This is a genomic window from Rhizobium sp. WYCCWR10014 (assembly GCF_001657485.1).
GTDB lineage: Bacteria > Pseudomonadota > Alphaproteobacteria > Rhizobiales > Rhizobiaceae > Rhizobium.
Map to the genome: position 1 here is coordinate 183912 of NZ_LXFU01000045.1, position 20385 is coordinate 204296.

The following is a 20385-nucleotide window of genomic DNA, read 5'->3' on the forward strand; positions in this document are numbered from 1 at the left end:
GCGCAGAACACCGGCGGTCAAAATGAAGAGTGCGATGATTTTGCAGCTCATCCCGTCCGTCTCCGCTAACTAGAGGCATGTTCACTACAAGCCATCGCGTGAATCATCGGTTACCACAGCGAATTTACACGAAAGTGTGCCCTTCCAACCGATGGCACCTGTATAGAAACTCGTAATTAAGGTGTCCGGATTGTGGGATTTCTGGCAATCGTGTACGCACGTCGCGAACAGCTAGCTCTCTGGAACTGCAATGAATTTCATTTCGCTTGAATACGCGACGCTATTTTGTATCGTGTTCGTGCTCTACTACCTATTTCCCCGGCTGCAGATCGCAATCCTTCTTTCAGCTAGCCTCTTCTTTTACGGCTGGTCACAACCAGTTGAGTTGCCGCTGCTGCTGGTCGTTTCAATGGCGTCAAGCACGGTCACGTATCTCATTCTTAAAGATAGATATGAGTCGCAGCGCCTGATGGCCTATGGCATCACCTTGAACCTCCTCGTGTTGGGGTTCTTCAAATACAAGTTCCTGTTCATCGAACCACTAACCACCCGCGCTCCGGCCGGCTTGATGGAGAACTTGCTTTACGTCCCGCTCCCGATCGGGATCTCCTTCTATACCTTTCATTGCATAAGCTTGATTGGGGATGCCTACAGGCAGCAATTCACAAAAGACGACCTCTCCGGAGGTTTGAACTTTTCGCGCTTCCTCCGCAACGGCCTCCTTTATCTGATCTTCTTTCCGCAGATCGTGGCGGGGCCCATCGTGAAAGCGCATCAGTTCATGCCTCAGATTGGCAAAAAGACGATCCAAGATGTGCCATTCGCAGAGGCAGTGAAGTGGATTATTTGGGGCCTCTTTTTCAAATCATTCGTAGCCGACAATCTTGCCCAATTCACTGTTTGGATGGATCAACCAGCAACGTTCCAGGGGCTTGGCCGGTACGACCTTCTCGCGCTGCTCTTCTGCTACAGTTATCAAATCTTCGCGGACTTCGCCGGCTATTCCGCTATCGCGATCGGATCTGCGGCATTGTTAGGCTATAGGCTGCCGATAAACTTCAATCGGCCGTACACAGCGCGTTCTTTTTCCGACTTCTGGCGAAGGTGGCACATCAGCCTGTCGAGTTTCTTGCGCGAATACCTCTATATTCCGCTCGGCGGAAATAGACGCGGCCCGATCCGAACATACGTCAACCTGTTTGTCACGATGGCACTTGGCGGCCTCTGGCATGGCGCAGCAATCTCATTCCTTCTCTGGGGCGTAGCTCATGGTTTGGCGTTGTGCGTCGAGCGGGCCTTTGCCCCGCTGGCTCGGAATCTTCCGTCGAAGGGTGTCGCGGCCGTTGCGTTGCAGATAGGGTACTCGGGGCTGATTTTCGCATTGGTCTCTTGGCTGTGGCTTTTTTTTAAGCTGCAGAACTTCGATCATGCCTGGCTCTACATCGACACAATAATCAATGCGTCAAGAGACCTCACGTTCGACGGGGATCAATATGCTCTAATTGCGATTTATGCCGCGCCCGTCATGTTCGCCCATCTCATACCAAAGCGGATAAGCGAGAAGAACAGCATGCTCATGGCAACTTGCTACGCCGCCATGCTGACGTTATCGATCTTCGACAAAGGCCCAACGGATGCCTTCATCTACTTCCAATTCTGAGGCGGCCGCCGCGCGCCGCCGGCAATACGATGAGCGTCTAATCTCGATGGAGCGCAGCCCACGTGATTGGAAATTCCTCACTGTAATCGGCGCAACCGCCTTGGCTCTCTTCGGGCTGTGGAACGTGGCGATACCCCATCTCCCGAGACACCCTCCAACTCTCAATCAGTCCGAAGACAACCGGCATATCATTTTAGACTTCGCACGAGACAAAACGTCTTCGTTGACGCTCGCCGGCACCTCCCTCATTTACAGATTGGCGCCTTCCCTATTCAATGAGGAAATAGCCAATATAGCTCTTCCTGGGCAATCGCCTGTGTCCAGTGCCAACATCGCCTTGCAAAAACAGCCCACGACATTGGTCATTGAGGTCAATATCCTAGATCGGCCGCGTGACCTTGCAATTGAGCAAGTTGCCCAACGAGCAATTTCACCGCCACTTGGTCTTGCGGCGTTGAGTTTTGCTAATACTCCTGCTCGTGCAACTGTATCCAGCCTATACCGCCTCGACGCAAAAGCGGATAAACGAGACGCGGCGTCAGCCAATGCGGCACGAAAACTTCTCAGTCAATCACCGGAGCCCTTGAGGTACACGGAAACAGTCTCCTCCGCCGCTAAAGCGTTGGATGCTCGGCCCGTTACCGGCACCATCAGTCAATCCGCACAAGAACTGCGTGCGATTGCAGATCAGGTGGAAGCCAAAGGCGGTAGAGCCTACTATCTGTATATGCCGATGCACCCCCTGCTCGCCGCGACTGATTATGAAGCGCGAAGCAGGCGCGCGATGACCGTGGCGGATCCAAAATTTGGGAGCCGACTGCTCAGCATTGATTGGAATGACGAAATCCGATGGGAGCCGGACGGTGGCCATTTGGACGCAAGGTCAGCTTTGATTGTCGCGCGACAACTTGAAGAAGCTATTGCGACGAAAAGCCAATAACTTGGCTATTTCCAAGCAGTCTCGCTCGCGTGGGCAACGATAGCGCTGCCGAACATTGCCGAGCATTTCCAATTCCGCCCCCCGGGAACTGTGAGATACTTCATTGCAAAATATGGAGCTTCTCATGAGCAGCAAAGAGTCGCGGAATTCGCGAGAGACAAAGGCCTTCATCATGCTTCGCGGCGCGATGGTGATGATCAGCTTTCGAGAAAGCCTCTTCGACGCAGCGAACCGCGCAGGAATGACGCCGAATGAGTTTTGCCTTCAGGCAGCGGCGGAAAAGCTCAGAGCATCGGGTCGACAGTTTGCCGGCGTCTTTGCCCCTGGCGACACAGACATGCATAGAGGCGGGGCAAACTAAGATGGCAAGAAACACATTCCTGTCTTGGTCAACAACCGCTGCCGCGAACACCGATGTCGGCGGCGTCTTTATCGGCGAGGGATGCCCGCCGAGCAACATGAACGACTCTGACCGCACCATAATGGCCATTCTGCGCCGCGACCTCGACAACGGCCTAGTCTACTCGGCGAAGGCTGGTGCATATACGGCTGTAGCGGACGACAATAACGGCGCCATTCGCTTCACAGCCACTGCAACGCTATCCCTGACTGCTGCCGCCACGCTTGGCGCCGATTGGCACGTTACCGTCATTGCCAGTGGTGGAGATGTAACGATCGACCCGAACGGCGCAGAAACGATCGACGGGGCGGCGACTCTCGTGATTCCGGATGGCGGCTCGGCGGAAGTGTTTTGCGGTGGCTCGGCATTCTATACGGATGGCCTCGCACAACTTCGCGCTCTTGTTACGCTAATGAGCGATGGATGGGGCGCTTTCCCTATCGGTGTTCCTGTTCCCGTAATGACACATAAGGGCGTTTCTTCTCCGCCCACGAATAAAAGCTACCGATACGTCAAACTCACCGCCGCGGACGCCTACAATACCGGCTTCATCACAAGCGAAAGCGTCTCAGGAACCGCCCCGTTGCTGATCGCAACAGGCATCGTTTCGCTGGCCGGAAGCCCGCTTGACGGACAGACGATCAATCTTTGGAACTCGGAAGGCCGGATTCCGCGCGCTGGTTCAAGCGCCGGCACCCTTCAGAATGATGCTTTCCAGGACCATGGGCATCCTATCGTTGGCTCCGATGGGACGGGCGGCGGCGTGGCAGTCATCAATGGCGCCGGCGGCGGGTTCTCACCGAACAACAAGACGAGCGCCGCCACGACGGCCACGACGGGCGGCACGCCCCGCACCGCCAACGAAACGCGGATGAAGAATGAAGCGGTTACCTACTATATGAGGATCAAGTAAAATGCCTTACGCGGTTGGCTTGGATTGTGTTGGCACTGATAACCCCATCATTGTCGAGGGCGTCCCGGTAGAGGGCGATTACCTCGAAATCTCGTGGGACGATTATACGGCCGCCATTAACTGCCTAGTGAACGGTCTTCACGTCTGTGTGGTCAACGGCGTGTTCGTTCTCGATTATGAAATACCGCCCGAGGATAGCCCGTGACGCTGCGCTACCTCTCATATTGGCCGGCAAACCTGACCCTCGTGCTGCTCTCATGGCTTCTTTCGCCTCTGCTGGCTGCGCTCTCGCTGCTTACCGGGCCGAAGCTTCCCGGCTTCCTGCAATGGTTCTCGACCACGGATGCAGATCTTGACGGCGGTATTACCCAGAACGTGGCGGGCTACAAGGCTGGCCTGAAAGCGTGGCGGCTCTGGTGGCAGCGTACGTGCTGGATCTGCCGCAACCCCGCTCACGGCTGGCAATCCGAACTGTTGGGCATGCCTGCGGCTGGCAGCATCATCGTCCGCCAGGCGATCAGCGAGACCCCTAAAAATCAGTGGTACGTCATGGAGACGGCGAGGGGTGTCCGGTTCTTCTGCTTCAAGCGCGATCAACCGCTGTTCGGCGGCTTTTACCTCAAGATATGGCTCGGCTGGGTCAACAAGGCCTATGACGACCGGAATCATCACTACGCATTTCAGATCGCCCCCAAGCGGGCATAACTTCAGAGGCATTCGTCCATGGGGAAATCCTTGAGCAACGTGACGCCCCTAAAGCCGGCAGAGACGATGCCAGCAGAGAGCGCCAAAGCGCCTTCGGACGTCTTGGAGGCAGAACTTCGACAGATCGGCAAGCGCGGCGCCGTGAAGCACGATCAGGGCGTGCTCACTATCGAGCATCCCACATGGATGAAGTCGGTAGGGACCGACTACGTCCGCTTATCGGAGGTCATTGCCGAACAACTGGTCATCCTGGCGGCGTCAAGTCAAGGCAAGGTCGACCAGAGCGAGCTTACGCTGCTCACCGAGATGGTTATGGGGATGGCGCCGAAAGACCACGTGGAGATGATGCTTGCGACGCAAATGGCCGCTGTTCATCTGATGTCGATGCAGATGGCCACAAGGCTGCGCCGGGAAACCGTCATTCAAAAATATGACCTGTACGCTCGCCAAACCAACCAGCTCATGCGCACGTTCGCAGCGCAGGCGGAGTGCCTGAAGCGGTATCGTACCGGCGGGAAGCAGGTGGTTAAGGTCAAGCACGTGCACGTTCACGAGGGCGCCCAAGCCATCGTCGGCAACGTCACCAAGGGGGGTGGGGGTGAGTAAAGAAACCGACGCAATGACATGTACCCACTCGCGCACCGATCGGCTCAATGCGGCTCCTCGCTGCCATGCCAAATCCAAGCGCTCGGGCTTCCAATGCCAGGCGCCGGCCGTCCGCGGTAAGAAGGTCTGCCGGATACACGGTGCGCGCGCCGGGGCTCCTACGGGCGAGCGCAATGGCAATTACCGTCACGGCGCGAACACGAACGAGGCGCGGGCCTTAGCTGCACAGGCTCGCATCCTGAAGGGGATTTCTCGAGACTTCTTATCGGTGCTCTCGGATGCGATGGCCGCCGATTGATAACGGTCGATAACGGCTCTGTCTGCCTGATATTACAGGCAAGTGGGCTTCAGAGAGCAACGCAGGAGAGTGGCGCCTGTATGCGGTTAACATGGAATAAAGCGACTACGGATGAATGACTGAACACTTGCCTCCTCCGACAAGTGGCGTGTTCTTGCCGCTTTGGTCATCTTCGATGTAGCCATGAGAATAAATTTCCACGTAGCGAAGTTTTTCAAGATCAATAACCATTCCCCACGCCGGGCCTCCACAATACAGCCTCGATATTGCCTGACCGCTCGCGAGCTTATATCGCTCGCAAGTGAACATCTCAAAAGACTTTCCGAGTTCTTTTACTACGTATTTGTTAGGCTCTTGTGCTGTCGACGTAATTGCATATTGTGAGCCACCTGGATTGCTGAATTGTATCCCTCGCCAGCTCCCGTCAAGGAATTTTAGCCCACCTGCGACCTCTTGGACACAAAGTAGGGTTTCAGCATTCGCCGGGGAGTTGATGGCGACGCACAGGCTAAGCGCCAAGGCGATCGGCGCCCCGCAGGATAACAATGCCCTTCTCATAAATCTTCTCCATGTCCAATGAAAGCTAGAAGCTGCGAGTCGCGACATCGCGTCTTCATTCAGCTCAAACTAGGGTCGATGCGGATTACCCATTCAAAGCCGTTACCCACCACTCGCGCGCCGATTGAAGGCCTCTACTGCGCCATTATAGTCTGACGTGGCACTTTGATTGTCGTTGCGCGCCTTTTCCAGCGCCTCTTCCGCTTCATCGCTGTTGCAACGCATGAAACGCTCGACATCGTCCTTAAACGATTCCATTTCTCGTTTGCAGCGAGTGAAATCCCACTCGTCATCAAATCCGCCATACCCACTTGCGCAGGATGGCGCACTAGGCTCGGAACAGTAGGCAGATGCGTCGGACGATGAGAATGCAATGAGCATTCCAAGTAAGGCGGCTGACGCGACATTGGGAAAATTTCGCATTACCAACCTCCCGGGCGAGACATCGCGCTTCGGTTCCCGCAAAGGCTGCCATCCGCCGCGCGGTCGTAATAGGAATAGCAGTTCCCGGGATAGCGACGAGAAGGCGCGTAGCCGCCCCCACAGTTGTTGTTGGCGCAGACCGCCACTGCCGTACCAACAAGCGCTATCGCAGCGAGCGCTACGGCCGCCTGATTTTGTTGCTGGACCATCTGGTAGCACTCCTGCGGAGCGATTCCCCGTCGGGCTACCTCCCCCAACAGGCCCTGGTAGAAGGCCGGATCTTGCGTCTCCACCAGAGCACGGCACAACGCAGCTTTGCTGACGGCCTCCGGCTTCTTGTAAAAGTCCGCTTGCGTTGTCGTGCAGCTCGCAAGCACGAGCGAAATCGCCACGGCGCCGAAGCGCCGAGCCATAAGGTACATTTTCACAGATAACCCCTCAGTTGCCCAAGGGAAGCATCGCAGAATTCTGCACCACGTCAAATTGTATATTAATGTATCATTAACGCAGCTTTAGGATGTACGCCTCAAAGAGGCCGCGTTGGCAAACAGATAAGCCGTTTTCCACTGTTTGCGCCATTGCTGATCACCCTCTTGTGGATCTTAGGCATCACGAAACTCTTCGAAGAGGCCGGCTTCGGAATCCCGATCGTTGTTCGCTACCAGAGTGGCTTCATAAGCGCGACCCGCTCGAAACCACTCCAGGAGATGAAAATTGACAGCAAATGCACACGCGAAAGAAGATGCAGCTTCGACCCACGTTCTAGCGCAACTCGCGTCCCTATTGCGCAGCGGCGACGTTCAGGCAGCGCTCGCCTTGACCGAGGCAGCATCCGCAAACAGCGCGACGCCCGATGCGGCGGCACCTGAATACGCAGAGGCCGATGTGGTCGGGAGGATTGCCAGCCTACCCGTGGATACGCTTTCGTTTATCGAGAGGTGCCAGAGCGGGGGAGGCTACAACTATTGGGCCAATGTTCCGGCGGCTTCGTCCTACGCCGACGATTGCGAGATTGGCGGGCGTTTAGCGGAAGAATTCCTCACCTTCATCGGGAAATACCACAACAACGGCAATGGGGCGCTCCTCGGTCCAATCGTGATCGACATGGACAAGAATGGCGCCAGTCGCGGCCACAAGATCGGCTTCATGAATACGATCAACAAGTACGCGATGGGCGCTGCCTACCTGCTTCACGCGGAAAACCATGCGCCTGAGCACCCTTGGAATAAATGCCGCCGGTTGGGCCGCGAACCGGCTGAAGCGCTAGAATCTACGGGAGAGCAGCAATTCGCCTACATCGCGCCCAAAGGCTCGGGGACGCCAACGTTATTGTTTGGCCATCTCGACTACCATCCTTCAACAGAGACCACGAATGCGACCTCGGGCGCGGCGGAAGAGGGGCAGGATTTCAGTGAGCTTTTTTACGAGCTGATCAACCTCGCTGAACTCGCGGAGGCAACCTTAGATATCCTGCGCGAGATGGACTATACGAATGGCGATGGAAGCCGTAACGCCGAACTCGATCGGGTGGCCGCTCTTCAGCGGGTATTGTGCACCAACCTCGGTCGGCTGCGTGAGTCCGCCGAGGTTCTGGATGGGCCAAAAACGTGGGTGCCCGCATCAAACGCTTGAGGCGCTCTTTCCATCAGTTGCTGGATGCTCGATCAGGCGGCTCTCCGATCTGGCGGCCTCAACTAGCCGGTCTTCGTTCCGGCCAGTCTCCTGGCTTCTTCGAAAAGCAAATCTCTCACCCAGTCACTTAAGCTCGCTGCGCCGGCGGCCCTGGCCGCGTCGGACAAGTTCTCCGTCTCTGTTTCCGTCAGCATGACAACAAGTCGTCTGTCGCGCTTTAGATGCGTCGGAACTGGGGGCCTTCCCATAGATATCTCCATCAGGTTTCCTCTCCCGTATAAGGCCTGCCGGTATTTATTGCAATAAAAACTACAGTAGCTATTGACGTAGCTAACTACTGTAGTTAATATGCACATAGAAACTCGGATTGAGGGAAAGCCAGATGCCGAACGCACCGATTCCGGCCACCGCCGAAGGCATGCCCAAGTTCAACCGGGCCGCCATCATGACTCTGGCTTGGAAGCTCTACCGTCGCGATTGGGTGAACAGCCGTCCCGCTAGTGCCGAAGCCCGCCGCAAGTCCTTCTCCCGCTGCCTCAAGTCCGCATGGATGACCGCGAAGTTTGAAGCTGAGACGGCGCGCAAGACGATCAAGCAGCGGGCTGCAGATCGCGTCGAGGAACTAACGCGTGAACTGATGCGGATCGACGCCCGCCCCTGGAAGATGACAACCGTTGCTGATCGTCGCGCAATACAAGCCGAGATCCAAGCGCTCTGCATAACGACACTGCAATAATCAGACCCAACATCGAGGAGATCAAAATGAAACCGATCAACCAATCGGCCGGCGAAGCTCTGGCCATTGAATTGCCGTCCATGTCGCGCCGCAAGCTCTTGCTTGGCATGGGGGCCGCCTCGGCGGCGGCTGCGGTTGCCATCGCACCGGATGCGCACGGCGCCGCTGTAGGCAAGGCGATCGGCTTTTCCGGCGATCAGGCAGAAAACCCCGAACTGATCGTTGCATACCAAAAGTTCAATGATGCCTGCGCCCAGCTGGAAGAGGCTCGAAACTCGATGGAGTGGCTGGCGGATGAGTGGCGGCATCAGTGGCCGTTGGCACCCGAGGAACTGCTGCATGGTGCGAACGCCCAAGATGGCCGAAGCACTATGCCAGCCGAGCGCGACATTGTCGGCCGCTATCTCATCAGGGACACAAGCGAACTTACAAAGAGGCTGGCGCCGGAATTCCGTCGAGAAACCCGGAACACGTGCTTCGCCATTCGCACGGCCAACGAAGAGAGAAAGCTCCTCGAAAGGTGGAAGCGGTCCACGCCAACGGGGCGAACCGAAAAGGCTCTCGCGCGAAACCGCGCCTATAGGATCAAGGCTATCAGGGAGTGCGAACTGCGCATCCAGTTGGCGGAACAATACGAGGCCGAGACCATGCGTCTCCGGCAGCTTTCCGGTGCTGATGCAGCTCGCCTGCGGGTAAGGGACGCTGACCTTCTTCTTCACAAGACTGCCGACGAAGTCTCTAAATGCCAGGCTTGCACTGTAGCCGGCTTGGCAATGAAAGCTGATGCTCTCACCGTGACGGCAGGCGCGCTTATGAAAATCACGAAGTCTGACGAAAGCCCGCTCGGCCAGATCGCCCGGTTCATCGAGTCCGTGGCAGAAGTCGCCGGGAGGGCCTCAGCATGAGCAACTTGGTTCATGAGCTGCGCCGCGAAACCATTGAAGCTTACGTAGAGCAGCTGATTGCGCTTCTGGATCTCCTAGACGGGGATCCAGACCTGGAAGACAACGGAGACTTTGAGCCATCGATCGGCAGCACACCCCAATGCTTCGGCGACGAACGCTTTGACGATCTGGAAATGGACACGGCGGATGATGAAGACTGCGGCGACGACGAACCGGCGATGGGATGGTCGAACCCGGAGGGCTTGCGCGTCCACATACCAGAGGAAGCCGCGCAAACCACCGATTTCGATTATGACGATGGGCCACTCAGATTCGATGGATCTGGTAACACCATCGGAAGGATGGCGCTCCGACAGATTGCCCATGCCGTATGATCAATTGGGAGGTTAGCCGCCTGCGAACCGTCGGTGCTGAGGGTTAAGGGGGGATTCCCGAAAACGAGTTTGAAAAGGGTGCTCCGGATCAGGGGCAGACACCCTTTTCGTGCTGAGTTTTGCAGTCTCAGCGGAACGGAAATTAGCAGAGAGATTGCTGTCCACCATCGGACCGAAGTCCGACTCACCCTCAATAATTAGTGGTTTTCGGAAGTTAGAAGTGCGCGGCTCGACCCGCAAATGTGGAAACGATAGAATGTTTTATGCTCTTCGACGCCGCGTTGGATCCGACAGACAGACTCTCGTCGAGTTGGTGAGGAAACGCGCCCTAAAGACGGCCACTGCATCGGGAGAAAATGTCTTCTCGATCATCCGTGCCGGCGTCGCTCATGAATGGGTCCGTCGTGGCAACGAGCACGAGACGGGCCTGTATATGGACGACGGTAAGATACGACATGCCAAGCCGCGCCAATGAATGTGCGCTCTATTTCGCGGCTACCGATGTGCTTCGAGCTCGACCCTCAAAGATTTTTAGGTGATTTGCCGCCGTAATATCCTGGGCATACATGCAATGGAGCAGCCACAGGCGCTTCCAAAGTTCGTCATCATCAGCGAGGTAACTGACCGCAAGGCCCAAGGCTTTTGCTTCGCGATGATCGACAACAGAACCATGAGAATGAAACACGTTCTTGGTTGAGAGCGCTTCCACCACATTGCTGACATCTTGATCGGTCTTGCCAGCGAGCATTCCATTTTTGAGAAGTGACGTCGCTAGTTTCTTTGTCTGCATAATGGCGTACATCGCCAACCGATGGAGCGCATAATTCTGCTGCGCAACCGCGGGCTCTATGCCGATAGAGGCAGGCATTCCTCCGACCGATGGATCGATAGGGCCGAGCTCCGACGTCGACCCCATAAGAATTTCGCGCGCCGCCAGACAAATGACGGTGCCGTTACTTTTGGCAGCGTTCGGTACGATTACCCGAAGATCAGGCGCCGTGCTTTGGAGAAGGGAAACAATTGCCTCGGTAGCATCGGTCTCTCCCCCACCGGTCTCCAGAAGAAGATCAGCCGGCGCACCATTCAGATCGCCGAGCAGTTCCGCCATATAGGGGATATCACCAGCGTTTATGAACGTGTCGTTCCGAAACCTGTTTGCAAAGTAGACGACAAGCCGCCTCCCCGTCATCTCCTCAATGTCAGCGATCAGGATCTGGCGAAGGTATCGGTCCTTCTGCTGCACCCAGAACAGCGGGGATTGAGATGGTAGCGATTTACCCCTCGGAAATTTCGCCTCAATCGTCGAATTATTCTGCTTCCGTGGTTTGCGCATGGTCCCCTGGCTGTTTTTGCTCGACGCTGTCGCCATGCAGCATGCGGCGCATCTTGTCGTAATCCGGAGTCGGCTCTGCTGGTGCCTTCACAACGCGGGTATCGACCATCCGCCCGGAGGATTTCGGACGCGTGATGTCGGAAATGTCTGCCATTGCGACGGATTGATAGACGTTCATGACGTTCTCCATTGAGCGATTTAACGCTCGCTTCATCATAGAAGCTGGTCGTTGCGCGAGGCTAGCGGCGCATCTGACCCAAGAGAATCAGTCGCATCGCCTGCCGTCAAGGCGTTTCTCGTGTGGGTAACGTTCCCAGCGAGGTTTTATCGCATAGAAAAGGTAAGAAAATCGAAATCGATAGTTCTCGCGCTTCCCAGGTGCTTCCCCAAGGTCTTTCCACTTGGCCGGCAAACCACGGGACCAACACAAGCGTTTGATTTTACGAAACATTTTGGTGGAGCTAAGCGGGATCGAACCGCTGACCTCTTGCATGCCATGCAAGCGCTCTCCCAGCTGAGCTATAGCCCCATCAAGGTGGTCCGGCTCGAGGCCGGTCCTGGGATACTCCTCAGGGCGTGCCCTGCGGAGTGGCGGCTTATTACTTCCGGTTTCCGGAGATAGCAAGCCTAAAAAATCCAGCCCGGAGAATTTTTTCCTCGCCGGGCCGAAATGCAGTCGTCAGACTTCGTCGTCGTCGCCGGTCACGCCGATGATGTCGCTCATATCGTCATCATCGTCGTCTTCGTCCGGTGTGAGGAAGGTATCGTCGTCGTCGTCGCCTTCGATTTCAACATCGTCATCACCGATATCGGGAATGTCGTCGCCGCCGGCGGCTTCATCGGCATCTTCCAGCGAAACCAGTTCAACTTCGGTGTTTTCAGTATCGACTTCCGCGACCTCGTCTTCCTCGGCAACTTCGGCGATGGCCGAGGTTTCTTCGAAGAAGGACAGAGGATAGGACTTGCCGGTATAAGGAGAAACAATCGGATCCCGGTTCAGATCATAAAACTTCTTGCCGGTTTCCGGATCGGTACGCTTGGTTCCAAGTTCCGCTTTCGCCACTATAAGCCTCGTGTGAATGACCGAATAAGAGATTCGGCAAATGCCGATCAAGCCGGCGTTCCATCGGAATTTATAAGCCGGTCCCCTTAATCGCTGTGGCTTCCCATGTCAAAGCCAAACTTTGCGATCGGAGCCCGGGGTTTTTGGCAAGCCGACGGATGACCGCCCGGCACGTTTATGTTAACGAGCCGCAACAGCTGCAGAAGGGGACGGGAATTGCGACCGGCCAAGCCTGTCTTGCGGCAAAAATAGACTGCATTTGCAAAGGATTGCGCCATGCTGAACGGCTCTGCGCCCCGGCCCGCCACCGCCCGCAAATCCGCCGGCCTTACGGGCAGCGTCCGTATTCCGGGCGACAAATCGATCTCGCATCGTTCCTTCATGTTCGGCGGGCTTGCTTCCGGGCAAACGCGGATCACCGGCCTGCTCGAAGGCGAGGACGTGATCAATACCGGTCGGGCGATGCAGGCGATGGGCGCCAGGATTCGCAAAGAAGGCGCGCAATGGGTGATCGACGGCACCGGCAACGGTGCGCTGTTCGCGCCTGACGCGCCGCTCGACTTCGGCAATGCCGGCACTGGCGTGCGGCTGACCATGGGCCTCGTCGGCACCTATGACTTTCGCTCCACCTTCATCGGCGACGCCTCTCTTTCGAAACGGCCGATGGGCCGCGTGCTCAATCCGCTGCGCGAAATGGGCGTGCAGATCAGCGCCTCCGAGGGCGACAGGCTGCCGGTGACGCTCAAAGGCCCGGGAACGCCGAGCCCGATCCGCTATCGGGTGCCGATGGCATCCGCCCAGGTGAAATCGGCCGTCCTGCTTGCCGGTCTCAATACGCCGGGTGTCACCACCGTCATCGAGCCGGTAATGACGCGCGACCATACCGAAAAGATGCTGCAGGGTTTTGGCGCCGCCCTTTCCGTCGAAACGGACAGCGAGGGTGTGCGCACAATCCGGCTCGAAGGGCGCGGCAGGCTGACGGGCCAGGTGATCGACGTTCCAGGCGATCCCTCCTCCACCGCCTTCCCGCTGGTTGCGGCGCTGCTTGTCCCCGGCTCCGACATCACCATCGTCAACGTGCTGATGAACCCGACCCGCACCGGGCTGATCCTGACGCTGCAGGAGATGGGGGCCGATATCGAGGTGCTGAACACGCGTCTTGCCGGCGGCGAAGACGTGGCGGATCTGCGCGTGCGCCATTCCGAGCTCAAGGGCGTGATCGTTCCCGAAGATCGCGCGCCGTCGATGATCGACGAGTATCCTATCCTCGCCGTCGCTGCCTGTTTCGCCGAGGGCGCGACTATCATGAAGGGGCTGGAGGAACTGCGCGTCAAGGAGTCCGACCGCCTTTCCGCCGTTGCCGATGGCCTGAAACTCAATGGCGTCGACTGCGACGAAGGCGAGGATTTTCTCATCGTGCGCGGCCGGCCAGACGGCAAGGGCCTCGGCACCGCTGTCGACGGCAGGGTCAGCACACATCTCGACCATCGCATCGCCATGAGCTTTCTTGTCATGGGGCTTGCCTCGGAGCATCCTGTGACGATCGACGACGCGGCGATGATCGCGACCAGCTTTCCCGAATTCATGCAGCTGATGACCGGCCTTGGAGCAAAGATCGAGGAGGTGCCGGAATGATCTATCCGCCGCGGCAATTCCGCGAAGACAAACTCATTTTCCGTTTCGGCGCGCTGCCGCAGGATTGATCGCATGACGAACGAGACCTTCACCATCGCCATCGATGGCCCGGCGGCGGCCGGCAAAGGCACGCTCTCGCGCCGCATCGCAGAGCGCTACGGATATCACCATCTTGATACCGGCCTGACCTATCGCGCCACGGCCAAGGCGCTGCTCGATGCCGGCCTGCCGCTCGACGACGAGGCGGTGGCGGAAAAGATCGCAAGAGAGGTTGAACTCGCTGGATTGGATCGCGATATACTTTCCAAACATGAGATCGGCGAGGCCGCCTCGAAGATTGCGGTCATGCCGGCGGTGCGCCGGGCGCTGGTTGAGGCGCAGCGGCGGTTTTCGACGAAAGTGCCGGGAACGGTGCTCGATGGGCGCGATATCGGCACGGTCGTCTGCCCGGATGCACCGGTGAAATTCTATGTGACGGCGTCGCCGGAAGTCCGCGCAAGACGCCGTTATGACGAGATCCTCGGCAAAGGCCTGACGGCAGATTTCGATGCGATCTTCGAGGACGTCAAGCGGCGCGACGAACGCGACATGGGACGGGCCGACAGCCCTTTGAAACCAGCTGATGATGCGCACTTGCTTGATACGTCGGAAATGAGTATAGAGGCCGCGTTTCAAGCTGCTCAATCGATCATCGATGCGGTCTTGAGCCGAAATGCCTAAATTCAAGCGATTTTGCGTGCTCTGAGCATGGATCGCTTCTAATACAGCAAGCCTGAAATTCCGTCCAAGCGCCGGATTGCCTTCGTAAGAGAGGGCGGACTGGGTTCAGGCCCGTTCAACGCAAACCAACCGGCGCATACGTGTCCGCTTCCTTATTCAGGACACGCAGGAGATTTTATGTCAGTAGCTACCCCCTCCCGCGAGGATTTCGCGGCTCTTCTCGAAGAGTCCTTTGCCAAGAACGACCTGGCTGAAGGCTATGTCACCAAGGGCATCGTCACGGGCATCGAGAAGGACGTCGCCGTTGTCGACGTCGGCCTGAAGGTTGAAGGCCGCATCGCGCTCAAGGAATTCGGCGCGCGCGCCAAGGACGGCCTGTTGAAGGTCGGCGACGAAGTCGAAGTTTACGTCGAGCGTATCGAAAACGCGCTTGGCGAAGCCGTTCTGTCGCGCGAGAAGGCTCGCCGCGAAGAAAGCTGGGTCAAGCTCGAAGCCAAGTTCGAAGCTGGCGAGCGCGTCGAAGGCGTGATCTTCAACCAGGTCAAGGGCGGCTTCACGGTCGACCTCGACGGTGCGATCGCCTTCCTGCCGCGTTCTCAGGTCGATATTCGCCCGATCCGCGACGTGACCCCGCTGATGCACAATCCGCAGCCCTTCGAAATCCTCAAGATGGACAAGCGCCGCGGCAACATCGTGGTTTCGCGCCGTACGGTTCTGGAAGAATCCCGTGCCGAGCAGCGTTCTGAAATCGTTCAGAACCTCGAAGAAGGCCAGGTTGTTGACGGCGTCGTCAAGAACATCACCGATTACGGTGCGTTCGTTGACCTCGGCGGCATCGACGGCCTGCTGCACGTCACCGACATGGCATGGCGCCGTGTGAACCATCCGTCGGAAATCCTGAACATCGGCCAGCAGGTCAAGGTTCAGATCATCCGCATCAACCAGGAAACCCACCGTATCTCGCTCGGCATGAAGCAGCTCGAGAGCGATCCGTGGGATGGCATCCAGGCGAAGTATCCGGAAGGCAAGAAGATTTCCGGTACCGTCACGAACATCACCGACTATGGTGCGTTCGTCGAACTGGAGCCGGGCATCGAAGGCCTGATCCACATCTCGGAAATGTCCTGGACGAAGAAGAACGTTCACCCCGGCAAGATCCTGTCCACGAGCCAGGAAGTCGAAGTCGTCGTTCTCGAAGTCGACCCGTCCAAGCGCCGTATTTCGCTCGGCCTCAAGCAGACGCTGGAAAATCCGTGGGCAGCATTCGCCCGCAGCCATCCGGCCGGCACTGAAGTCGAAGGCGAAGTCAAGAACAAGACCGAATTCGGCCTGTTCATCGGCCTCGACGGCGATGTCGACGGCATGGTGCACCTCTCCGACCTCGACTGGAACCGTCCGGGCGAACAGGTCATCGAGGAGTTCAACAAGGGTGACGTCGTCAAGGCCGTCGTTCTCGACGTCGATGTCGAGAAGGAACGCATCTCGCTCGGCATCAAGCAGCTCGGCAAGGATGCAGTCGGCGACGCCGCTGCTTCTGGCGACCTGCGCAAGAATGCAGTCGTTTCCTGCGAAGTGATCGCGGTCAACGACGGCGGTGTCGAAGTGAAGCTCGTCAACCACGAAGACATCACTTCCTTCATCCGTCGCGCCGACCTCGCTCGCGACCGCGACGAACAGCGCCCTGAGCGCTTCTCGGTCGGCCAGGTCTTCGACGCCCGCGTCACCAACTTCTCCAAGAAGGACCGTAAGATCATGCTGTCCATCAAGGCTCTGGAGATTGCGGAAGAGAAGGAAGCCGTTGCCCAGTTCGGTTCGTCCGACAGCGGCGCTTCGCTCGGCGACATCCTGGGCGCAGCCCTGAAGAACCGCGGCGGCGAATAAGCCTCGCATCCGCCTTTGAATTGAAGAACCCGCCGGAGCGATCCGGCGGGTTCTTCATTTTCAGGCGATGGAGAAGCGCAGAACCGCTCTATCCTCTTGTTTTTACGCAATCCCTGGCAAAGCGCTTCGCACTTTTCCTGGAATTGCTCTATTCCCAGCCGACCATGCGCTGATAGAGCGCATAGACCGGGTCGGCTGCCGCGCCTGGCTGATAAGCCGACGGTTCGGCATCAATCATCCTCGGCGTCCTGCGCTCGGGTGCGGCGGCGGTTTCTTCAGCGTCGGGCTCGGCGTCTTCGCCGCCGGACTGCGCCTGCTGCTGATCCTCGGACGTATCGTCGCCGTGGTGCTGATGCTGGTGGTGCGTTTCGCCTGCCTTCTCATTCGACGGCGTATCCTTGGCGAACTGGTAAGGCAGCTGGCTATAGGCAAATCCCTCCGGCATCCTTGCCGCCAGCGGCACATAGGAAGCTTCGGCTGTCGCGGGAACCGGCATCGTCTGCGGTTGCGCGGAGATTTCTTTCGGCTGACGAACGGCCACGGGCTCGATATCCATCTGCGGTGGGCGAAGTGCTGCGGATTGGCGAGGATCGGGTGCGGGGAATTCGGCTGGTTGCCTGGTCAAGGTTTCGGTCGCGTCGCTGATGACGGCGTCGTCGAGGATCGTATCGATCTCCACGGCCGCCTCGACGGGAACATCCTCCAGCACGGTTTCGATGTCCTGCTCGCGGATGATGGTGGCGATCATCTCGGAGACCTCTTCGGTCATGGAGGCGACAATTCCTGCCCAGTTCCTGGGAATGACAGGATCAACCTTTTCCGACATCGCGCGGGGTTGAATGGCAGCCGGCTCCGGCGTTTCCGGCGTATCGTCGGCCGCTGTGGCTTCCGTCGGCAACGGTTGCTCGACTTCGATCTCCTGCGGCGCAGATTTTTCCGGGGCGACCTCCCTCGTGGTCGCCGGGGCGGATTGAGCCCGGTTCTCAGCCTTCGGCGCTTCCGGATCGGCAGCTTCCACGGCTTCGGCGATGACCGCTTCTTCGACGGCCGCCAAAGCTGCGGCCTCGATCAGCGAATCGGCTGACGCGGGCGCCGTGTCTGCCGGCTGACGCATGGCGGCGGGCAGCCTGTCCTCATGCAGTCTTATCTCGGGGCGAGCTTCGGCGCGCATCGGCGAAGCGTCATTCTGGCCATAGGAGCGGACGACGGCGCGGGCGGCGAGGTCGCGATCCTTATAGCGGACAATCTCCAGATAGGCGACGATGCGAGCGGCTTCAGGGCCTGTCGGGTTCTTCAGGGCCTCGGCGATCGTCCGGAGCGGCACGCTATGCCCATTCTCGGTGAGCTGGCGCTCGACCTCGTCGATCCTGGCGGTTGGCAGCCGCCGGATGGCATCGGCAAGCCGGGAGGCGAAGGCAAGATTGCTCTCGTCCTCGCCACGATCCAGCGAGATCGAGCGGCCTGCCGCATCGATGACATCGAAAAGGGCTTCGACCATGCGCTCGCGCGCCGCAAGGAGCAGAATATTGAGCTTGCCTGCAATGGCGGAATTGAGGTCTGCGGCTTCGACGGCGTTGACAGGCGGGGGCGCAATTACGGAGTGGCCGAGACCACTTGCGACGATCGCCGCTGTCTGACCCTGGGACGAAAAGCTTGCATTGGACGCTGCACGAACGGGAGTCAACATGGCATGCTCCTTTCGTAAAGTGACGATGAAAGCAGGCTCTAGAAAAGAACCGCGCTCATCCGGTCCCCTTGCATCCCAGCAGATCCTCCTGTCCGCATGACGCAGTTCCGGCGTCATCGAAATGCATAAAAATTAATAGGAATATTAATAAACAGGCGTTAATGAATCGCTAACGGCTGCGGACAAGCCTGCCGCACGGCTATCAGCAAACGCAGAATGAAGGCAATTCGCTCAGCTATGAGCGAAGATATCGGCCTCTTCCCAGCCGAGCAGGTCGAGCTTGGCGCGGGTCGGCAGGAATTCGAAGCAGGCCGTCGCATGATCATGGCGGCCGTCGCGGATCAGGCGTTCCGTCAGCTTATCGCGCAACGCATGCAGATAAAGCACGTCGGAGGCGGCATATTCGAGCTGGGCCGGAGATAGCCTCTCGGCCGCCCAATCGGAAGATTGCTGCGCCTTGGAGACATCGACATCGAGCATCTCCTTGAGATTATCCTTGAGGCCGTGACGATCCGTATAGGTCCGGATCAGGCGCGAGGCGATCTTGGTGCAGAAAACCGGGGTCGTCGTGACGCCGAAAGTATGGAAGAGCACGGCAATATCGAAGCGGCCGTAATGAAAGATCTTCTGATGGGTGGGGTCTTCGAGCAGGGCGACGAGATTGGGCGCCTCTTTCTGGCCGGCGGCGATGCGGATGATATCGGCGGTGCCGTCCCCCGGCGAAAGCTGGACGACGCAGAGCCGGTCACGGCGCGGCACCAGGCCAAGCGTTTCGGTGTCGATCGCAATCGCGCCGGTGTAGCGGGCGGCATCGGCCGCGGAAATATCGCCTTCGTGGTAACGTATGGTGGCCGCCATGAGACTGTCTTTCGTACGAATGCATCTCTTTGGGCTATAGCGCAAAGGCGCAGAGTGCGAAACCGCTTTGCTACGGTAGAGCGCAATGTGTCCTCTGGACGCACAAAGGACGCTCTACCTTTTTTAATCTCTGCATCGCGCTTTCCGGAAATCGATTTCGATTTTTTCGGGCCGACGCGCCGCGGTTCAGAATGTCGGCGGCGTATTGATCCAGAGCAACACGGTTTCGCCATCGTGGCGGTTGCGCCAGGAATGATCGCGGCGGCTTTCGAAATAGAGTGAATCGCCGGGCCCGAGATCGAAGAACTGATCGCCGTCGAGCACCAGTTCGAGCCGGCCGGACAGAACATGCATGAATTCCTCGCCCTCGTGGCGATAGGCGCCCTCGCTGGCAGCGCCCGGCGCCAACACGAAACGATGGCAGTCCATCATCCTGCGGCCTTCGGCGAGGAGTTGCACCGCAACACCCGGCGTCGTTTCCGGCCACCTGCGCCATTCACCGGCGCGCACTAGCGCCGGTACCTCCCCGCTTTCCTCACCCGAGAGGCGCGAGACGGTGGTGCCGTAATACTCGGCCAGATCGTGCAGCGTCTTGAAGCTGACGCCCTGCGAGGTGCGTTCCAGCGTCGAGAGCGTCGACGAGGTGACGCCGATGTCGCCGGCCACCTGATCGAGGGTCTTGCCGCTCGCATGGCGCAGGCTGCGCAGCTTGCGGCCGAGGCCGGTATCCTGGCTTGCCTCGGCGCCATCGGCGGAAGGTTCTTCGCTCTCCAACGCCTCGCGGATTGCCGCGGGATTGAGCCCACGCTCGACACGATACCAGGAGATGCGCTTCAGCCGCGCCACATCGTCGGCGCTGTATTGCCGATGGCCGGTTTCGGAACGACCGGGAACCACCAGACCCTGACTTTCCCAGAGACGCAGCGTCGAGGCCGAAACGCCCGCCAGCCGCGCGGCTTCCGCCACCTTGTAGCGTACAGGCCCATTATCATTCATCCGAAACTGTCCCCGATTCCAATCGCCCCAGAACCTCCATCAAAAAGCGTGATGTTTGAAGC

21 protein-coding genes, 1 tRNA gene and 1 pseudogene are annotated in these 20385 nt (G+C 58.1%); 14 read left to right on the forward strand and 9 right to left on the reverse strand.

The window, feature by feature from the left end; translation table 11 throughout:
- Positions 1-250 precede the first annotated feature (250 nt).
- The 7 genes and pseudogenes from A6U98_RS24875 (at position 251) to A6U98_RS36925 (ending at position 5522) form a co-directional block, all read left to right on the forward strand.
- A complete protein-coding gene (locus tag A6U98_RS24875; RefSeq protein WP_064653624.1) occupies positions 251-1660 on the forward strand; it encodes an MBOAT family O-acyltransferase in 1410 nt (469 codons plus the stop codon).
- Between the two features lie 316 nt (positions 1661-1976).
- Positions 1977-2600 (forward strand): hypothetical protein, encoded by a 624-nt coding sequence (locus A6U98_RS24880; protein ID WP_197496440.1) that lies wholly within the window; start codon positions 1977-1979, stop codon positions 2598-2600.
- Positions 2601-3115: 515 nt separating this feature from the next.
- Positions 3116-3385: pseudogene (locus A6U98_RS37825) on the forward strand (hypothetical protein); the annotation flags it as partial.
- Between the two features lie 529 nt (positions 3386-3914).
- A complete protein-coding gene (locus A6U98_RS24895) occupies positions 3915-4118 on the forward strand; it encodes a hypothetical protein (protein WP_064653630.1) in 204 nt (67 codons plus the stop codon).
- Positions 4115-4618 (forward strand): hypothetical protein, encoded by a 504-nt coding sequence (locus A6U98_RS24900; protein WP_064653632.1) that lies wholly within the window; start codon positions 4115-4117, stop codon positions 4616-4618. Before A6U98_RS24895 ends, A6U98_RS24900 begins: the two co-directional genes overlap by 4 nt.
- 30 nt (positions 4619-4648) lie before the next feature.
- Positions 4649-5224 carry a hypothetical protein gene (locus A6U98_RS24905; protein WP_156667892.1) on the forward strand — a complete coding sequence of 192 codons (576 nt, stop codon included), beginning with the start codon at positions 4649-4651 and terminating at the stop codon, positions 5222-5224.
- Entirely contained in the window at positions 5217-5522 is a 306-nt protein-coding gene (locus A6U98_RS36925) for a hypothetical protein (RefSeq protein ID WP_156667893.1), read from the forward strand. The genes A6U98_RS24905 and A6U98_RS36925 overlap by 8 nt, the downstream gene beginning before the upstream one ends.
- 105 nt (positions 5523-5627) lie before the next feature.
- Here A6U98_RS36925 and A6U98_RS24910 read toward each other — a convergent pair whose 3' ends face one another.
- Positions 5628-6080 carry a hypothetical protein gene (locus tag A6U98_RS24910; protein ID WP_064653636.1) on the reverse strand — a complete coding sequence of 151 codons (453 nt, stop codon included), beginning with the start codon at positions 6078-6080 and terminating at the stop codon, positions 5628-5630.
- A 102-nt stretch (positions 6081-6182) separates the two neighbouring features.
- Positions 6183-6503: a hypothetical protein gene (locus A6U98_RS36270; RefSeq protein ID WP_245304572.1), complete on the reverse strand. Its 321-nt coding sequence runs from the start codon at positions 6501-6503 to the stop codon at positions 6183-6185.
- Between the two features lie 714 nt (positions 6504-7217).
- On the opposite strand from A6U98_RS36270, the gene A6U98_RS24920 reads away from it, so the two are divergent.
- The 4 genes from A6U98_RS24920 to A6U98_RS24940 all read left to right on the forward strand — a co-directional run bounded on the left by A6U98_RS24920 (position 7218) and on the right by A6U98_RS24940 (position 10150).
- Positions 7218-8135 carry a hypothetical protein gene (locus A6U98_RS24920; RefSeq protein ID WP_064653640.1) on the forward strand — a complete coding sequence of 306 codons (918 nt, stop codon included), beginning with the start codon at positions 7218-7220 and terminating at the stop codon, positions 8133-8135.
- Positions 8136-8517: 382 nt separating this feature from the next.
- A complete protein-coding gene (locus A6U98_RS24930; protein WP_064653642.1) occupies positions 8518-8871 on the forward strand; it encodes a hypothetical protein in 354 nt (117 codons plus the stop codon).
- A gap of 26 nt (positions 8872-8897) precedes the next feature.
- Positions 8898-9776, forward strand: a complete 879-nt coding sequence (locus A6U98_RS24935) for a hypothetical protein (RefSeq protein ID WP_064653644.1) — start codon at positions 8898-8900, stop codon at positions 9774-9776.
- Positions 9773-10150 carry a hypothetical protein gene (locus A6U98_RS24940; RefSeq protein ID WP_064653645.1) on the forward strand — a complete coding sequence of 126 codons (378 nt, stop codon included), beginning with the start codon at positions 9773-9775 and terminating at the stop codon, positions 10148-10150. The genes A6U98_RS24935 and A6U98_RS24940 overlap by 4 nt, the downstream gene beginning before the upstream one ends.
- A gap of 484 nt (positions 10151-10634) precedes the next feature.
- On the opposite strand, the gene A6U98_RS24950 is transcribed toward A6U98_RS24940, so the two are convergent.
- The 4 genes from A6U98_RS24950 to A6U98_RS24965 all read right to left on the reverse strand — a co-directional run bounded on the left by A6U98_RS24950 (position 10635) and on the right by A6U98_RS24965 (position 12546).
- Positions 10635-11483 carry a hypothetical protein gene (locus A6U98_RS24950; protein ID WP_064653649.1) on the reverse strand — a complete coding sequence of 283 codons (849 nt, stop codon included), beginning with the start codon at positions 11481-11483 and terminating at the stop codon, positions 10635-10637.
- A complete protein-coding gene (locus A6U98_RS24955) occupies positions 11458-11661 on the reverse strand; it encodes a hypothetical protein (protein ID WP_064653651.1) in 204 nt (67 codons plus the stop codon). Before A6U98_RS24955 ends, A6U98_RS24950 begins: the two co-directional genes overlap by 26 nt.
- A 275-nt stretch (positions 11662-11936) precedes the next feature.
- Positions 11937-12012: transfer RNA gene (locus A6U98_RS24960), tRNA-Ala, on the reverse strand.
- 150 nt (positions 12013-12162) lie between these two features.
- Complete coding sequence (locus A6U98_RS24965) at positions 12163-12546, reverse strand: TIGR02300 family protein (RefSeq protein WP_003544290.1); 384 nt, start codon at positions 12544-12546, stop codon at positions 12163-12165.
- Between the two features lie 276 nt (positions 12547-12822).
- Here A6U98_RS24965 and aroA point away from each other — a divergent pair, with 276 nt between their 5' ends.
- The 3 genes from aroA to rpsA all read left to right on the forward strand — a co-directional run bounded on the left by aroA (position 12823) and on the right by rpsA (position 16782).
- Positions 12823-14181, forward strand: coding sequence for a 3-phosphoshikimate 1-carboxyvinyltransferase (gene aroA, locus A6U98_RS24970; protein WP_064653653.1), 1359 nt, complete (start codon positions 12823-12825; stop codon positions 14179-14181).
- Positions 14182-14253: 72 nt separating this feature from the next.
- Positions 14254-14901 (forward strand): (d)CMP kinase, encoded by a 648-nt coding sequence (gene cmk / locus A6U98_RS24975; protein WP_064653655.1) that lies wholly within the window; start codon positions 14254-14256, stop codon positions 14899-14901.
- Between the two features lie 177 nt (positions 14902-15078).
- Positions 15079-16782: a 30S ribosomal protein S1 gene (gene rpsA / locus A6U98_RS24980; RefSeq protein WP_003544285.1), complete on the forward strand. Its 1704-nt coding sequence runs from the start codon at positions 15079-15081 to the stop codon at positions 16780-16782.
- A gap of 148 nt (positions 16783-16930) precedes the next feature.
- On the opposite strand, the gene A6U98_RS24985 is transcribed toward rpsA, so the two are convergent.
- The 3 genes from A6U98_RS24985 to A6U98_RS24995 form a co-directional block, all read right to left on the reverse strand.
- Positions 16931-18469, reverse strand: coding sequence for a hypothetical protein (locus tag A6U98_RS24985; protein WP_064653657.1), 1539 nt, complete (start codon positions 18467-18469; stop codon positions 16931-16933).
- Positions 18470-18700: 231 nt separating this feature from the next.
- Positions 18701-19327: a ribonuclease D gene (locus tag A6U98_RS24990; RefSeq protein WP_064653659.1), complete on the reverse strand. Its 627-nt coding sequence runs from the start codon at positions 19325-19327 to the stop codon at positions 18701-18703.
- Positions 19328-19513: 186 nt separating this feature from the next.
- A complete protein-coding gene (locus tag A6U98_RS24995; protein ID WP_064653660.1) occupies positions 19514-20323 on the reverse strand; it encodes a MerR family transcriptional regulator in 810 nt (269 codons plus the stop codon).
- Positions 20324-20385 lie beyond the last annotated feature (62 nt).

Coding starts and splice junctions, on each gene's coding strand:
- A6U98_RS24875 (WP_064653624.1), top strand. CDS start 251: ATGAATTTCATTTCGCTTGAATACGCGACGCTATTTTGTATCGTGTTC.
- A6U98_RS24895 (WP_064653630.1), top strand. CDS start 3,915: ATGCCTTACGCGGTTGGCTTGGATTGTGTTGGCACTGATAACCCCATC.
- A6U98_RS24910 (WP_064653636.1), bottom strand. CDS start 6,080: ATGAGAAGGGCATTGTTATCCTGCGGGGCGCCGATCGCCTTGGCGCTT.
- A6U98_RS36270 (WP_245304572.1), bottom strand. CDS start 6,503: ATGCGAAATTTTCCCAATGTCGCGTCAGCCGCCTTACTTGGAATGCTC.
- A6U98_RS24930 (WP_064653642.1), top strand. CDS start 8,518: ATGCCGAACGCACCGATTCCGGCCACCGCCGAAGGCATGCCCAAGTTC.
- A6U98_RS24935 (WP_064653644.1), top strand. CDS start 8,898: ATGAAACCGATCAACCAATCGGCCGGCGAAGCTCTGGCCATTGAATTG.
- A6U98_RS24940 (WP_064653645.1), top strand. CDS start 9,773: ATGAGCAACTTGGTTCATGAGCTGCGCCGCGAAACCATTGAAGCTTAC.
- A6U98_RS24950 (WP_064653649.1), bottom strand. CDS start 11,483: ATGCGCAAACCACGGAAGCAGAATAATTCGACGATTGAGGCGAAATTT.
- A6U98_RS24955 (WP_064653651.1), bottom strand. CDS start 11,661: ATGAACGTCTATCAATCCGTCGCAATGGCAGACATTTCCGACATCACG.
- aroA (WP_064653653.1), top strand. CDS start 12,823: ATGCTGAACGGCTCTGCGCCCCGGCCCGCCACCGCCCGCAAATCCGCC.
- cmk (WP_064653655.1), top strand. CDS start 14,254: ATGACGAACGAGACCTTCACCATCGCCATCGATGGCCCGGCGGCGGCC.
- rpsA (WP_003544285.1), top strand. CDS start 15,079: ATGTCAGTAGCTACCCCCTCCCGCGAGGATTTCGCGGCTCTTCTCGAA.
- A6U98_RS24985 (WP_064653657.1), bottom strand. CDS start 18,469: ATGTTGACTCCCGTTCGTGCAGCGTCCAATGCAAGCTTTTCGTCCCAG.
- A6U98_RS24990 (WP_064653659.1), bottom strand. CDS start 19,327: ATGGCGGCCACCATACGTTACCACGAAGGCGATATTTCCGCGGCCGAT.
- A6U98_RS24995 (WP_064653660.1), bottom strand. CDS start 20,323: ATGAATGATAATGGGCCTGTACGCTACAAGGTGGCGGAAGCCGCGCGG.